Here is a 14,498-nt window from a genome sequence, read left to right on the forward strand (position 1 = left end):
TGATAAACGCTCAACCTTTCCCGGCCAAGGGCGGGATGCGCATCGAAGGCGCCCCGGCCCGGGGGCCTGCCCGCCCCGGGCCAGCTGATGTTCGTGTCCTGCTGTAGCAGGACAGGATCACTCGTCCTACCGGATCTGTCGCCGGGCTGGCCCCGGTGACACGCTGGTGTTATGAAACAGTCAACTGCGTCCAGCCGCACCGAAACACCAGGTTCCGCACCCCCGCCCGATCCGGCGAGCGCCGTCGTCGTCGACTCCCTGACGAAGTCTTACCGGCAGGCGAAGAAGGGTGATCTAGTCGCCGTCGACAAGCTGTCGCTGACCATTGAGACCGGCGAAACCTATGCCCTGTTGGGACCCAACGGTGCCGGAAAAAGCACCACGATCGAGATTCTTGAAGGCCACCGCAAACCAACATCCGGCACTGTCACCGTCCTGGGACAGAACCCGTACAAGGCGCCGGCTTTGTTCCGCTCACGCATCGGCATTGTGCTGCAGGAAGCCACCGATATGGGCACACTGAAGGTCGCCGAGGCACTCAAAGACGCTGCCGCCCTCTATCCCAACCCGCGCCGCGTTGATGAAGTGATGGTTGCTGTGGGGATCGAGGAGAAGGCCGGGGCCCTCATCAAGTCCCTCTCCGGTGGTCAGCGCCGACGGGTTGACGTGGCCCTGGGCATGATCGGCAACCCGGAACTGCTGTTTCTCGACGAGCCCACCACCGGCTTCGACCCTGCCGCCCGCCGCCGGTTCTGGGACCTGATCCGGGGCCTTGGCAAGGATGGAACCACAATTGTGCTCACCACCCATTACCTGGACGAAGCCCAGCACCTCTCCGACCGGCTCGGCATCATCGCGTCCGGACGGGTCATCGCCACCGGCACCGCCGACAGCGTGGGAGGCCCGGACCTCAGAATCCCCCGAGTGCGGTGGAGGGACGACGACGGCCAGCACGAAAAGGCCACCACCTCCCCCGGTGCCCTGATCCACCAACTCACCGAGGGAGGCTCCTGGGAACCGACCGATCTGGAGGTTATCCGGCCCAGCCTCGAGGATGTCTACCTAGAACTTCTGCGCCAGCACGACGCCGACACCGTAACCACCACGACCGCTGACCCGCTGACCTCACCCGAAGGAGAACAGGCATGACCACCCTGAACGCCGGCAAGCAGACCGGCGCTGCACACAACGCAGCCTGGCGGCCCAGCACCCTTGCCCTCGGCGGACGCCGGGCCGTCACCGAGATCAAAGCCTTCAACCGGGACGGGCTGTCGTTAATCCTGATCCTGTTCTTCCCGATCGTCATGATGGCGCTCTTCGGGACCGTGTTCGGCAACGACCCCTCAGTGGGCCCACCCGAGGCAAAAGTCACGATGGCACAGTACTACTTCCCGGGGATGCTGGCGCTCGGCACAATCCTCAGCGGCTTCCAGAACCTCAGCGGCTATGTGGCAGCCGACCGGTTCAACGGCGGGATCAAACGGCTCGCTGGAACCCCGCTACCCATGCTGTCCTATTTCATCGGCAAAATGGGTGTCACCCTGTACCTGATTGTCGGGCAGTCAATCATCCTCGTGATCGGCAGCACTCTCTTCCTCGGCATCGACCTCCCCACCACCTGGGGCGCCTGGCTAACCGTAGCCTGGCTGCTACTGGGCGCCACTGCCGCCTGGGCGGTCGTGGGGACAGCCTTCGCGTGCATCGCCAAATCGGCTGAAAGTGCTTCGACTCTGGCAGTGATGCCGGTCCTCATCCTGTCCTTCATCTCGGGTGTCTATTTCCAGTTCACGGGTCTCCCAGAGTGGCTGCAACAGGCGGCCAACCTGACGCCACTACGCTGGACTGCCAGTGGCCTGCGCAGCGTGTTCCTGCCCGAACAGTTTGAACTGGCTGAGCCCGGCCAGACCTGGGCGTTGGGCATGTCAGCCATGGTGATTGGTCTTTGGCTGGTGGTCGGGCTGATTCTGACCCGGCTCACCTTCAAATGGCCACCGCAGAAGTGAGAATTTGTGGGCCGCGGCACCTCACCGGACGTAGGGTGTTGGCATGAACACCAAACCCGAGCGCACCGACCGGCTCCTGCCGGAGAACTCGGTGTGGATCCACGGGATGAAGTGGTGGCACATCGGGTTCTACACAGCATTAGTTGTGGTGGTCCTCGTGGTTCTCAACGGGGAGCCGAACCCCACGATCATGGCGGTGACCCTCAGTGCTCTGGGGGTGTTGGCGGCCACGTACCCCTTCCTGACCCGCCAGCAACATTTGGGGACGTGGCGTCCTACGGCCTACGTGATCCTCCTCATCCTGGTGGTCGGATTTCTGGCCTTCCTCCCAGGCTCCGGAGCTGTACTCCTCTTCGTGGCGTTTCCGCAGATCTGGATGTTCTCCAGCACGGCGCGTGCAGGGCTCATCAGCACGGCAGCCATCTGCGTCGCGGTGGCAACGGGGCAGCTTGTCCGGTTCGGCGGGTCCCCCGAAGACCTCCTCGGAATCGGACTGCAAGCCGGCCTGTCCTTCCTGGCCTCAACGATGCTGGGACTGTGGATCTACAAGATCATTGACCAGAGCGAGGACCGTGCGCAGCTCCTCGCCGAGCTGGAGGCCGCCCGGACCGAACTCCAACTCGCCGACCAGCGGCAGGGCGCCATGGCGGAGCGGGAACGGATGTCCCGTGAAATTCATGACACCCTCGCCCAGGGCTTCACTTCGGTGGTGATGCTGTCCGAAGCAGCGCTCGCACAGCTGCGCAGCACCCGATTGGACGACGGCGCCGCCCAGGACCTGGTGGCACGGCTGGACGCCATCAATACCACCGCACGTGACAACCTACAGGAAGCCCGGTCCCTGATTGCGTCGACCGGGCCGTCCCAGCTGCAGGGCGGAGACCTGCTGGGGGCACTGGACAGGCTTGCCTCGGCGGCGACATCAGCGGGCTGTGACACCTCCTCGACGCTGCCCGATGCCCTGCCGCACCTGACCTCGAACCAGCAAATCGCGCTCCTCCGCTCGGCACAGGAGGCACTCACCAATGTCCGGCGGCATGCTTCGGCTTCCCGGTCCCAGCTGAAACTCGAACACTCGGGATCTCATCTGGTCCTGACCGTCAGCGATGACGGCGGAGGGTTCGACCCGGACCTGGATACCTCCGGCTACGGGCTGAAATCCATCAGCGCACGGCTCGGCGAGATTGGGGGGACTCTCAGTATCAGCTCGGCCAACGGAGAGGGATGCGTCCTCCACATGGTGGTGCCCGTCGAAGATCACCAGAGCACCGTTGCGGCCCCGCCTGCTGCGGCGCAGAACCAGCCGGAACGGGTTGAGGCTCAATGACTCCTGCCCAGCCGCGCAGCAGCAGTTCCACCTCACCCAACTCCCCCGCCCACAGTGCCGACGCGGATACGGTCCGAATTCTTGTGGTTGATGACCATCCGGTGGTGCGCGCCGGGCTGATTAACCTGCTCTCCACCGATCCCCGGATTGTGGTCGCCGCCGAAGCAGCCAACGGGGAGGAAGCAGTGGCCGCCGCGACCGACGTCGTGCCCGACGTCGTCCTCATGGACCTGCGGATGCCGCTCCTGGATGGGGCGGACGCTACCGCCCGCATCCTGGCGAGCCAGCCCGGGGTCAAAGTATTGGTGCTTACCACCTACGACGGCGACTCCGACATTGTGCGGGCCGTCGAGGCCGGCGCGGTCGGTTACCTGCTGAAAGACACCCCGGGTGAAACCATCATCAGTGCGGTGTTCGCGGCGGCCCGTGGGGAAACAGTTCTCGCGCCGCCGATTGCGGCGAAATTGGTGTCACGGCTGAGGGCGCCAGAGCGACCGCGCATGTCGCCGCGGGAACGGGAGGTGCTCCAGTGCGTCGCCCAGGGGCTGAGTAACCCGGATATCGCCGCGAAGCTCTACATTGCCGAAACCACCGTGAAGACCCATCTGCTGCGGATCTTCGCCAAACTGGACGTCGATGATCGAACGCGGGCGGTCGTGGTGGCGATGGAACGTGGCATCCTGAACGGGCACACACCGGGTTCCCGATAGCGGTCTTGCTCCGAAAATGTGTTTAGAATCATAGCTGAGCTCAATGGGGCGCTCTGACCTTTCTACCTCTTCAACCTGCAAGGACCCAGCTCCACATGAAAATCGGAATACTCACCAGCGGTGGCGACTGTCCTGGACTCAACGCCGTGATCCGTGGAGCAGTCCTCAACGGCATCAAGACCCACGACCTGGAATTTGTCGGATTCCGTGACGGCTGGCGTGGTGTGGTGGAGGGCGACATCATCGAGCTCCCCCGTCAGGCCGTCCGGGGCATCTCCAAACAGGGTGGCACCATTCTGGGAACCTCCCGCACCAACCCTTTCGAGGGCAACGGCGGACCCGACGCCATCAAGGCCACCCTCGAACGGCTGGGTATAGACGCGATGATCGTGATCGGCGGCGAAGGAACACTTGCCGCCGCGAATCGGCTTACCGATGCCGGCCTGAAAATTGTCGGCGTGCCCAAGACCGTCGACAACGATCTCGACGCCACCGACTACACCTTCGGCTTTGACACCGCCGTGCAGATCGCCACTGAGGCTATCGACCGGCTCCGGACGACCGGGGAGTCGCACAGCCGCTGCATGGTGGCCGAGGTGATGGGACGCCACGTAGGGTGGATTGCCCTGCACGCCGGGATGGCGTCCGGCGCCCACGCCATCCTCATCCCTGAGCAGCAGACCAGCCTGGAGCAGATCGCCGAGTGGGTCACCGAGGCCAATCACCGTGGTCGTGCGCCCCTTGTGGTGGTGGCCGAAGGTTTTGTCCCGGCGCACCTGGACCAGGCCCACTCCGAACGTGGCCTCGACACCTTCGGGCGGCCGCGCCTCGGCGGGATCGCCGATCAGCTGGCCCCGGAAATCGAATCCCGTACCGGAATCGAAACCCGCGCCACGGTGCTGGGTCATATCCAGCGCGGCGGGGTTCCCTCGGCGTTCGACCGGGTCCTCGCGACGCGTCTCGGCATGGCTGCCGTTGACTCGGTGGTGGACGAAGCCTGGGGCACCATGGTCTCACTCAAGGGAACGGAAATTGCGCGGGTGGGCTTCGCGGCCGCTTTGGGTAACCTCAAGGTGGTCCCCCAGCACCGGTACGACGAGGCAGCCATCCTCTTCGGCTAACGTTGCCTAGATGGAACTTGATCCCGGCACCGTCTCAATCATTCAGCTCGGATGGTCTCGGCTGCTGAAACTCGATGACACCGCGTTCGCCGAGGCAGCTGGCGAACGGGTTTACCGCCGGGACGACGACGCCGAACTGCTGACCTTTGTGCGGCTGTTCGGCGAGGAAGCGTTGGTCGGGCCCGGTTGGGCCCTCGACGCAGCAGCAGAGCTCGACGGCGATGTGCTCGCCCGCCACTCGACCCTGCTCCGGCTCTCCAGAGAACAGGGGGGCCGTGGTCTGGGAGCGGCTGGCCTGTATTTTTGCGATAACCTGCCGACCCTCGAACCCCGCGACGACGTGGCAGTGAGCGATGAGCTGGAGTTCGCCGTCGAGCTGGAGCGGCTTTGCCCGCCCGATGACATCGCCGAAGTGGGTCTGAGCGCTCTGGAACACCGCACCATCCTGGTCGACGACTCGACCGCTCCCCCCACACCGTTCGCCGGCGCAGGGTACGACATCTGGAGCGGCATCCTCGCCCATCTGGGGGTGCTGGCCGCGCCGGGTCACCGCGGTCAGGGCCACGCCACCTTCATCACCAAGGTGGTGATTGAGGATGCCATGGCGGCGGGACTGATTCCGCAGTGGCGGGCACGCACGGATAACAGCGCTTCGATCAGGACGGCGTTGAAGTCAGGCTTCGTCGCGTGCGGCAGCCAAACCAGCGTGCTGCTACCAACCGGGCACTAAACAGGGCGGTTGCTACTGCCCGCCGAACAGCTCCAGCAGGTTCTGACGCTTGAACATCTGGGCCGTCTGTCGTGCCGTGGGATTGCCCCGGTCGGGGTCGGCCCCGGCACCTACCAGCACCGCTGCGACGTCGTCATAACCCTTGAAAGCCACACCCGCCAGTGGCGTCTGACCCTTGTCGTTGACGGCGTTGACATCAACCCCGCGGCGGGCAAGGTCAGCCACGACGCTGGCGTGCCCGTGGTAGGCAGCCAGCATGAGCAGACTGTCACCGCCACTGTTGGTCAGCGTGACGGGAACCCCCGCGTCCAGGTAGCGGCTCAGGGTCGCCGCGTCGCCGGCACGGGCGGCGTCGAACAGCTGGTGTGCCAGTGCGACGGCCTCATCCGCGCTGGTGTCCGGTGAATTGGTGTCCGGTGTGTTGGCGTCCGTCATCGTTACCGGCGTCCTTTCAGGAACCCGGTGGCGCGTCCCACCACCTGGCCCGCGTCCGGCGCCACAATGATTTCCTGCGCTGCGGCGTACACCTCATCGCCGTCCTGCACCACCAGTTCACCCAGTGGATCGACCGAACGTTTCACGACGGCGAGCGCTACCGCGCCCATCTCGTAGTGCTGTGCCACAGAGGTCACCGTGCCGACGGTGCGTCCACCGGCGACGACGGCGCTGCCCACCGCGGGCAGGGTGTGCTGGCTGCCGTCGAGCTGCAGGAAGACGAGGCGGCGTGGTGGGTGTCCGAGGTTGTGCACCCGGGCGACGGTTTCCTGACCTTTATAGCAACCCTTGTTCAGATGAACAGCGGTCCGGATCAGGTCCAGTTCGTGCGGAATCGTCTTCTCATCGGTCTCGGCGCCGGCCCGCGGACGCCACGCGGCGACACGCAGCGCCTCGGAAGCCATGGCGCCGGCCAGGCTCAGACCGTGCCCAGCGAGTTCATCCACGGTGGTAACGAGTTCGGCCTGCGGGATCAGGTATTCGAACCAGGGGCGTTCCAGCCCGGGGTGGTCTTCCTCGGTCACCACCGAATAGGCGTACCCGCCCTCCGTGACCCGCGGCCACGGGTCGACCCACACGGTGCGTGCTACCAGCAACTCGATGGGTTTCACCGATCCCAGCACCGCCCAGGTCTCTGACACGTCGGCGATTTCCACCCGGAGCATGAACTTCATCCGGTTCAGCCACGCGGCCATACCTGCGGCTTCGAAGCCTTCGACGAGCAGCCAGGTAGTGGTTCCGTCGTCGACCACCCGGGCGTTGTATTCGATCCGGCCCTGCACGCTCAACAGGAGGGTCTCGGAGCTGCTGCCGGGCTCCAGGCCCAACAGGAGTTGCGAAGAGAGGGTGTTCAACCAGCTCAGGCGGTCGGGGCCGGTTACCGTGACCACGCCCCGGTGGGACAGGTCGACGACGGCGGTGCCACGGGCGAGGGCGCGCTGTTCCTTGAAGGGGTCACCGTAGTGGGATGCGGTGCCCTGATCGGGTGCGCCAGCGGCGACGGCGCCGGGCCGGGTGAGCAGCGGGCTGAGATAGGTCATGGTGATGTTAACGCATCCTTAGGCGGGCCGTATTCCTTGGCCAGCCGTGGAGCACGACTGGTCAGGATTCTTTTTTGAGAATCGCGGAGGCGTGGGCTTTCAGCGGCTGGCCGTCGGCGGCGACGTCCCAGCGCCAATACAGGTCGCCCTCCACAAGTCCGTACAGGCGTGTGGCGGCCGTGTATTCCTTGGAGTTCTGGCCCCGCATCACCAGGTCGGTGCTGAGCCGAATCTGTGGGCCCTTGATGACCCCGTAGTACAGTTCGGCGATTCCTCCGGGGTGCACAATGGTGGCGGTGATATCGAAACCGTCTTCGGCGTTGCGGAGTTGCTCCACCTCCTCGGCGCTCTTCAGCGCCGGGACGATGTCGGCTGGTTCCAGCCCGGGCCCGCCGTCGGCGTCGTTGAGTTTGCGGTCCAGCGCCCAAAACCCGGTTTCCACTGAGAGCGGGCGCAGGCGGGTGCCATGCTCGTCGGTGAGCCAGCTCTCCGCCGTGTACCGCAGGTACGGGAGCCCATTCTGGGTGAAAGTGACGAGCTGCTCGAAGTGCTCGGACTCGGACGAACCCTCGCCGAGACGGCCAGAGCCCTTCCAGGTACCCAGCAACCAGGACAGTGGCACCAGTTCGGGCGTGAGGTCCGTGGGAATCTCAAAGGACATGGTGAGCGGGCAGCCTTACTTTTGGCCCTTGTACAGGCGGGTGATCACCAGCGCTGCTACCCCAGCCATCGCCAGCGAAGCGAGTACCAACAGTCCAATGAAGAAGATTTCAAGCGCAAGAATCGACATGCGTCCATCCTAACGCGACGTATCGGCAGCTCTCGACCCCAACGGCGCTCCGGTGCGGCGCGGGCCGGCCGGAGGTAGAAGTTAGGCGGTGAGCAGCTTTTCCAGGAAGTAGACGAGCGAGCCGATCACCAAAATGGGTGCGACGCCGACGGACAGGGCCGCTGCCACGTTCAGTGGCGCTTCACGGGCAAGGAGCAGACGCCGGGTGCACACAATGACCGCTCCACTGATCGCACCCACAATGCCTGCGGCGAGGCCGGGCACATCGGTGAACAGAATGGCCCCCAGGGGTCCGGCAGTTGCGGCCAGGACCGTGCCCAGGGGCGCAACAATCCGGTCGGGCCAGGGCAGTAGCGACACGGCCAGGGCAATCATGACGCTGATCCCGGTGACCAGCATCATCCCGGTGTTTCCCGCATTGACCGACAACTGGTCAGCGGCCACCCAGCCGGACCCAAGGCAGACCAGGAAGACCCCCACGCCGACGCCGAGCGTTGATTCCAGCCGAAGGCTTTGGCCGGTTCCACGGAACAGCTGAATCAGGAAGACAGCCCCTAGACCGAGGGCAGCGGCGATAGGCATCCACCGCATGTACTCGCTGTCCGGGGCGGTGTAGGCGGCGGACGTAGCCGCCAGCGCACTCGCGGCCATGACCGTTGACTGGGTTTTCTTGGCCGGGACCCCCAGCAGATGAGGCCAGCCGATAGCTCCCACGAGGATGAGGACCGCAGTCACTGCTGCTACAGCACTTAACGAGACGTAGGACGCAGCCACCACCGAGACGACTGCTGTTGCCGCTGCAGCGGCCACCATCCATATTCTCACCCCAGCAATACTGCCTTACCGCTCCGGCAAGTGAAAACGAGGGTCCCGGGTGGGTCGCATCACACCCGGTATACTGAACCAAATCTGACAGGACTGCTGACCTGTGGAGATCGGTCAGGATCTTCACCAGCCGCCCGACCCAGAGCGCCCGATGATGCGCGTCCAAATATATGGAGGACACATGCCGCACATCTTGATGTTGACGAATAGCCCCGGATCCTCGGTGGGTGTGCTTCCCGCGCTCGAATTGCTGAACCACAAGGTCCACATTCTGCCCGCCGAACCGACCGCATTGCTGGAAACCGAGCCCTGCGACGTGGTGATGGTCGACGCACGTAAAGACATGGTCGGGGCCAGATCGCTCACCCAACTGCTGAAAGCCACCGGACTGAGTGCCCCGCTGATGCTGGTGCTCACCGAGGGTGGGATGGCCGCCGTCGCCGCGAACTGGCTGGCTGACGAGGTCGTCCTCGACTCCGCCGGTCCGGCTGAGGTGGAGGCCAGGCTACGCCTCGTCATCGCGCGGTCCAGTGCCGCCGAGACGGAAAGCAGCAGCGAGATCCGCGCCTCCGGCGTCGTCATTGACGAGGCCAGCTACACCGCCCGGGTCGGCGGGGAACCGTTGAACCTGACCTATAAGGAATTCGAGTTGCTCAAGTACCTGGCGCAGCATCCGGGCAGGGTGTTCACCCGCGATCAGCTACTGCACGAGGTGTGGGGCTACGACTATTACGGCGGCACTCGTACCGTTGACGTTCATGTGCGGCGGCTGCGGGCAAAACTGGGCGCCGACCATGAGCAACTGATCGGGACCGTGCGCAACGTGGGGTACCGGTTCACGCTGAACCGGTCCACCGACGACCGGCCAGCGGTCGACGCCTGAGGATTGCCTCCCTCCAGAAGACGCTTCCCAAAACACGCCGCTTAACGAAAGAAGTCCCTCCCCCACTTGCGTGGCGGTGGGACTTCTTTTGTCTTACAAAGTGGAGGACATACGGGTCGAACGTATCGCGGGCACCCCACTGGTGCATCCCCCGTGAACGATCCCCAACATTACCCCACCGGCTGCTCCAGGCCAAAATCCTCCCCTACGCACGGGGTACCAGGGGGTTAAGCTGGCATCATGACCACAGCCCACGTTCCCACCTGGCCCATTCTCCATTCCGCTGGGGCTCCCGACCCGCGGGTCCTGCAGGACATTCTCGGGCTCGCCGCGGCTGCCGCGGAGGCCGACGGCAACCCTCCTCTGTCCGAGCAGACCCTGGTCAACCTGAAAACCGCGGGTGCCCATCCGGGGTCACTGCTGGTTTTCGCCACCTACGCGGTCGACGACGACTCTTCCGGCGGAGATCCGGCTGGGGCATCCCACGACACCGAAGAACTGGCCGGGGTTGCGGTGGTGAGCCTGCCCCGCACCGGGACCGGCGCTGATAATGCCGATGAGGGTGAAGCTGGCGACCCGGGCGTGCTCGAGCTTGTGGTCCGGCCGACCTACCGCAGCCAGGGAGTCGGGACCGCCCTGGCCGACGCCGTCCAGGCCCACGGGTTGCCGAATCTGCATGCCTGGTCCCACGGCAATCACGCGGCGGCTGTCAGCCTGGCCACCAAGAATGGGTTCGCGCCCGTGCGGGAACTGTGGCGGATGCGTCAGACCCGGGCCGCACTGGAGGAGTCGGTCCTGGCTCCCACCGCCGACCAGATCACCCTGCCCGACGGCGTCGTTCTCCGCGCCTTCCAGCCAGGCGTCGACGAGCCGGCATGGCTGGCGGCGAACCGGGCGGCGTTCGCCCATCACGCCGAGCAGGGCTCAACCACGCTTGAAGACCTCCAGGCGCGGATGGCCGAAGACTGGTTCGACCCCGCAGGGTTCCTGCTGGCGGTCCGTGAATCCGACGGGCAGCTGCTGGGTTTCCACTGGACCAAGGTGCATCCACGCTCGGGTGACCACCCCGCGATGGGTGAGGTGTACGTCGTCGGCGTCACCCCCGATGCCCAGGGCATGGGCCTGGGGAAGGCACTGACTATCGCCGGAATCGAGCACCTGCATCGCCAGGGCCTGCAGGCAATCATGCTTTATGTCGACGCCGACAACACCGCCGCTGTGGCCCTCTACCGCAAGCTGGGATTCACCCGCTGGGATGTTGACGTCATGTACGCGCCGCAGGTTTCCGGGGCAAGCTTGTAAGGTGGATCCTGATGCCGTGAAACCCCTCCAGAGAGGGGTGGATCAAGGCAACCTACCCGCTGTCAGGAGACACTATGGAATCGGAAACCGCGGCACGCGTTCCGGCACGGTATGGCTCGTCCGAAGTTGCACCGGCCCGTGCCACCCAGGACCGCATCGACATCCCGGAGTTCGCCCCGAGCCTGCTCCCCTCCGGCGAGATCACGCCTGACCGGTTCCTCGACCGTGAGTCGAGCTGGCTCGACTTCAACGCCCGGGTGTTGGAGCTCGCCGAAGACCCCGACCTGTACCTGCTGGAGCGGGTCAGCTTCCTCTCCATTTTCGCGTCCAACCTGGACGAGTTTTTCATGGTGCGCGTAGCCGGCCTGAAGCGCCGCATCGCGACCGGCCTGGCTGTCCCGTCAGCCGCCGGCCTGAGCCCCATTGAGCAGCTCGAGCAGATCATGGCCGACGGCTACAAGCTGCAGCAGCGTCACGCCGCCGTCTTCGCAGAGAACATTCGACCGGCCCTGGCCGAGGAGAACATTCACCTCACCACGTGGGACGAGCTCGACGACGCCGCCCGCACCGACCTGAACAAGCTCTTCGCGGAGAAGGTCTTCCCGATCCTGACGCCCCTGGCCGTGGATCCAGCGCACCCCTTCCCGTACATTTCGGGGCTCTCACTGAACCTCGCCGTCGTCGTCCGCAATCCGGTGAGCGAAAAGGAACTCTTCGCCCGCGTCAAGGTTCCCGACCAGTTGCCGCGCCTGATTTCGGTGGACGGCCCCCGCGCCGGGAACGTCACCGGCCGCACGGCCCGGTTCATCCCGCTGGAGGAGGTCATCGCCGTCCACCTGGACCAGTTGTTCCCGGGCATGGAAGTCCTCGAACACCACACCTTCCGGGTGACCCGGAACGAGGACCTCGAAGTGGAAGAGGACGACGCCGAGAACCTCCTTCAGGCGCTGGAGAAGGAGTTGCTGCGCCGCCGGTTCGGCCCACCGGTCCGGCTGGAGGTCACCACCGATATCAATCCGAGCATCCGCGCCCTGCTGTCACGTGAACTCGGCGTGGAAGAGGACGAGGTGTACGGCCTGCCGGCGCCGCTGGATCTCCGTGGGCTCAGCGTGATCGGCGGCATCGACCGCGGCGAGCTTCGCTACCCGAAGCACGTCCCGCACACCAACCGTGACCTCAAGGAAAGCGAGACGTCGAAGGCTGCGAATGTGTTTGCCGCCATGCGCCGCCGCGACATTCTGCTGCACCACCCCTATGACTCGTTTTCCACCTCCGTTCAGGCGTTCCTGGAGCAGGCAGCGGCCGACCCCAAGGTGCAGGCCATCAAGCAGACCCTGTACCGCACGTCGGGCGACTCGCCAATTGTCGATGCGCTGATTGACGCCGCGGAGTCCGGCAAACAGGTACTCGCCCTCGTCGAGATCAAGGCCCGGTTCGACGAACAAGCCAACATCTCCTGGGCACGCAAGCTGGAGCAGGCCGGGGTGCACGTGGTGTACGGGATTGTGGGACTGAAGACGCACTGCAAGCTTTCCCTCGTGGTCCGGCAGGAAATCGATGGACTTCGCCGGTACTGCCACATCGGCACCGGCAACTATCACCCGCGCACGGCCCGCTACTACGAGGATTTCGGCCTGTTGACCGCCAATGACCAGGTGGGCCAGGACCTGACCCGACTGTTCAACCAGCTGTCGGGATATGCGCCGAAATCCACCTTCAAGCGTCTCCTTGTCGCCCCGCGTTCAGTGCGCTCCGGGCTGATTGACCGGATTGAACGCGAGATTGCCAACCAGAAGGCCGGTCTTGCGGCTCGCGTGGTGGTGAAGGTCAACTCGATTGTTGACGAGGCCATCATCGACGCGCTCTATCGTGCATCGCAGGCCGGGGTGAAGGTGGACGTCATTGTCCGCGGGATCTGCTCGGTACGCCCCGGCGTCCCGGGCCTCAGCGAGAACATCACAGTCCGCTCGGTATTGGGCCGTTTCCTTGAGCACTCACGGGTGTTCGCGTTTGCGAACGGCGGAGACCCAGCTGTATTCATCGGTTCGGCGGACATGATGCACCGCAACCTGGACCGTCGGGTGGAGGCGCTGGTGCAGCTCAGCGCGCCCGAGGACATCGCCTACCTCATGTCCCTGCTCGACCGGTACATGGACGAGGGAACGGCGAGCTGGCACCTCGACAACCAGGGCGATTGGACCCGCCACCACAAGGACGACGACGGCGCACCGCTCAGCGACGTGCAGAGCTACCTGCTGGCTTCCCGTGCACGCAACCGGTCAGCGGTCCGCCGCTGATGGCCTCAACTGACGAGGCGGTCACGGAAACCGCCCAGGACGCGGCGCCGGCGGTGGTGGCAGCGGGTGCTATCTGCTGGCGGAAGGAACAGGGGCAGCTCGAGGTACTCCTGATCCACCGTCCAAGCTATACGGACTGGTCCTGGCCCAAGGGCAAGATCGACCCCGGTGAGACCACCCCTGAGTGTGCAGCCCGGGAAGTGTTGGAAGAGGTTGGCCTGCGGATTTCGCTGGGCATTCCCCTGGCGTCGACTCGTTACGCAGTGGCCTCCGGGCAGAAGGTGGTCTACTACTGGGCGGCACGCACGGAGCGCATGACGGTCCGCCCGGACGGCAAGGAAGTAGACAAGTTCCTGTGGGTCGCCCCGGCCCGGGCGTTGGAGTTGTTGACCAACCCTACCGATCGTGAACCCCTTGAATCGTTGATTGCGGCTTACGCAGCGGACCAGCTGGAGACCTGGCCGCTGATCGTGGTCCGCCATGCCAAGGCGAAGCCGCGCTCGTCCTGGACCCGTGCGGAAGGCGAACGCCCCCTGGCGGCTACCGGTCGCCGGCAAGCCGCAGCAGTGAGCCGGCTCCTTGAGGCCTGGGGCCCGTCCTGGGTGGTGAGCAGCCCATGGGAACGGTGTGTTCAGACCGTCGCTCCGTACCTGAAGAACAAGGACATCAAACTCAAACTCGCTGATTCAATGACCGAGCGTAACGCCACGCGCAAGCCGGACAAGGCCCGTTCAACGGTGGAGAAACTCTTCGATAAGCGCCGTCCCGTGGCGCTGTGCACCCACCGCCCGGTCCTCCCCCTCATATTTGGCGTGCTGCAGCGCCACATGCCCGACACCCTGGCAGTTGGACTGCCGGCCGACGACCCGTATCTGGCGCCCGGAGAAGTGCTGATTTCCCACGTCAGCACCAGGACTCCGGGCCGCATTGTCGCGCTCGAGCAGTTCAGGGCCTACGACGACTAAGCCAGTCCGA

14 protein-coding genes are annotated in these 14,498 nt (G+C 64.9%); 10 read left to right on the forward strand and 4 right to left on the reverse strand.

From position 1 onward, the window contains the following. Positions 1-171: 171 nt before the first annotated feature. From ACX80T_RS07875 to ACX80T_RS07900, 6 genes are all read left to right on the forward strand, one after another. Positions 172-1,149 (forward strand): ABC transporter ATP-binding protein, encoded by a 978-nt coding sequence (locus ACX80T_RS07875; RefSeq protein WP_459304124.1) that lies wholly within the window; start codon positions 172-174, stop codon positions 1,147-1,149. After that, positions 1,146-2,003 (forward strand): ABC transporter permease, encoded by an 858-nt coding sequence (locus ACX80T_RS07880; RefSeq protein ID WP_459304125.1) that lies wholly within the window; start codon positions 1,146-1,148, stop codon positions 2,001-2,003. The genes ACX80T_RS07875 and ACX80T_RS07880 overlap by 4 nt, the downstream gene beginning before the upstream one ends. Before the next feature lie 43 nt (positions 2,004-2,046). Next, positions 2,047-3,330, forward strand: a complete 1,284-nt coding sequence (locus ACX80T_RS07885) for a sensor histidine kinase (RefSeq protein WP_024477488.1) — start codon at positions 2,047-2,049, stop codon at positions 3,328-3,330. After that, entirely contained in the window at positions 3,327-4,040 is a 714-nt protein-coding gene (locus tag ACX80T_RS07890) for a response regulator (protein WP_019483723.1), read from the forward strand. Before ACX80T_RS07885 ends, ACX80T_RS07890 begins: the two co-directional genes overlap by 4 nt. 95 nt (positions 4,041-4,135) lie before the next feature. After that, the gene (locus tag ACX80T_RS07895; RefSeq protein WP_019483722.1) at positions 4,136-5,161 is read left to right on the forward strand and encodes a 6-phosphofructokinase; all 1,026 of its coding nucleotides are present in this window, start codon (positions 4,136-4,138) and stop codon (positions 5,159-5,161) included. A gap of 10 nt (positions 5,162-5,171) precedes the next feature. Beyond that, positions 5,172-5,891, forward strand: coding sequence for a GNAT family N-acetyltransferase (locus ACX80T_RS07900; RefSeq protein ID WP_024477489.1), 720 nt, complete (start codon positions 5,172-5,174; stop codon positions 5,889-5,891). 12 nt (positions 5,892-5,903) lie between these two features. Here the strand turns inward: ACX80T_RS07900 and ACX80T_RS07905 are convergent, their stop codons facing one another. From ACX80T_RS07905 to ACX80T_RS07920, 4 genes are all read right to left on the reverse strand, one after another. Then, positions 5,904-6,326, reverse strand: a complete 423-nt coding sequence (locus ACX80T_RS07905) for an ankyrin repeat domain-containing protein (RefSeq protein ID WP_024477490.1) — start codon at positions 6,324-6,326, stop codon at positions 5,904-5,906. Between the two features lie 2 nt (positions 6,327-6,328). Next, the gene (ygfZ, locus tag ACX80T_RS07910) at positions 6,329-7,426 is read right to left on the reverse strand and encodes a CAF17-like 4Fe-4S cluster assembly/insertion protein YgfZ (RefSeq protein ID WP_024477491.1); all 1,098 of its coding nucleotides are present in this window, start codon (positions 7,424-7,426) and stop codon (positions 6,329-6,331) included. Between the two features lie 61 nt (positions 7,427-7,487). Then, complete coding sequence (locus tag ACX80T_RS07915; protein WP_459304126.1) at positions 7,488-8,087, reverse strand: nitrobindin family protein; 600 nt, start codon at positions 8,085-8,087, stop codon at positions 7,488-7,490. Between the two features lie 210 nt (positions 8,088-8,297). Further along, a complete protein-coding gene (locus ACX80T_RS07920) occupies positions 8,298-9,041 on the reverse strand; it encodes a hypothetical protein (RefSeq protein ID WP_459304127.1) in 744 nt (247 codons plus the stop codon). 181 nt (positions 9,042-9,222) lie between these two features. Between ACX80T_RS07920 and ACX80T_RS07925 the strand changes: the two genes are divergently transcribed. The 4 genes from ACX80T_RS07925 (at position 9,223) to ACX80T_RS07940 (ending at position 14,488) form a co-directional block, all read left to right on the forward strand. Continuing rightward, positions 9,223-9,924 (forward strand): winged helix-turn-helix transcriptional regulator, encoded by a 702-nt coding sequence (locus ACX80T_RS07925; RefSeq protein ID WP_024477494.1) that lies wholly within the window; start codon positions 9,223-9,225, stop codon positions 9,922-9,924. Positions 9,925-10,164: 240 nt separating this feature from the next. After that, a complete protein-coding gene (gene mshD, locus ACX80T_RS07930) occupies positions 10,165-11,226 on the forward strand; it encodes a mycothiol synthase (RefSeq protein ID WP_459304128.1) in 1,062 nt (353 codons plus the stop codon). A gap of 74 nt (positions 11,227-11,300) precedes the next feature. Then, positions 11,301-13,523 carry an RNA degradosome polyphosphate kinase gene (locus ACX80T_RS07935; protein WP_019483712.1) on the forward strand — a complete coding sequence of 741 codons (2,223 nt, stop codon included), beginning with the start codon at positions 11,301-11,303 and terminating at the stop codon, positions 13,521-13,523. After that, positions 13,523-14,488 (forward strand): NUDIX hydrolase, encoded by a 966-nt coding sequence (locus ACX80T_RS07940; protein ID WP_019483711.1) that lies wholly within the window; start codon positions 13,523-13,525, stop codon positions 14,486-14,488. Before ACX80T_RS07935 ends, ACX80T_RS07940 begins: the two co-directional genes overlap by 1 nt. The last annotated feature ends 10 nt before the right edge of the window (positions 14,489-14,498 follow it).

The sequence above is a fragment of the Arthrobacter sp. Sr33 genome, from assembly GCF_054511195.1.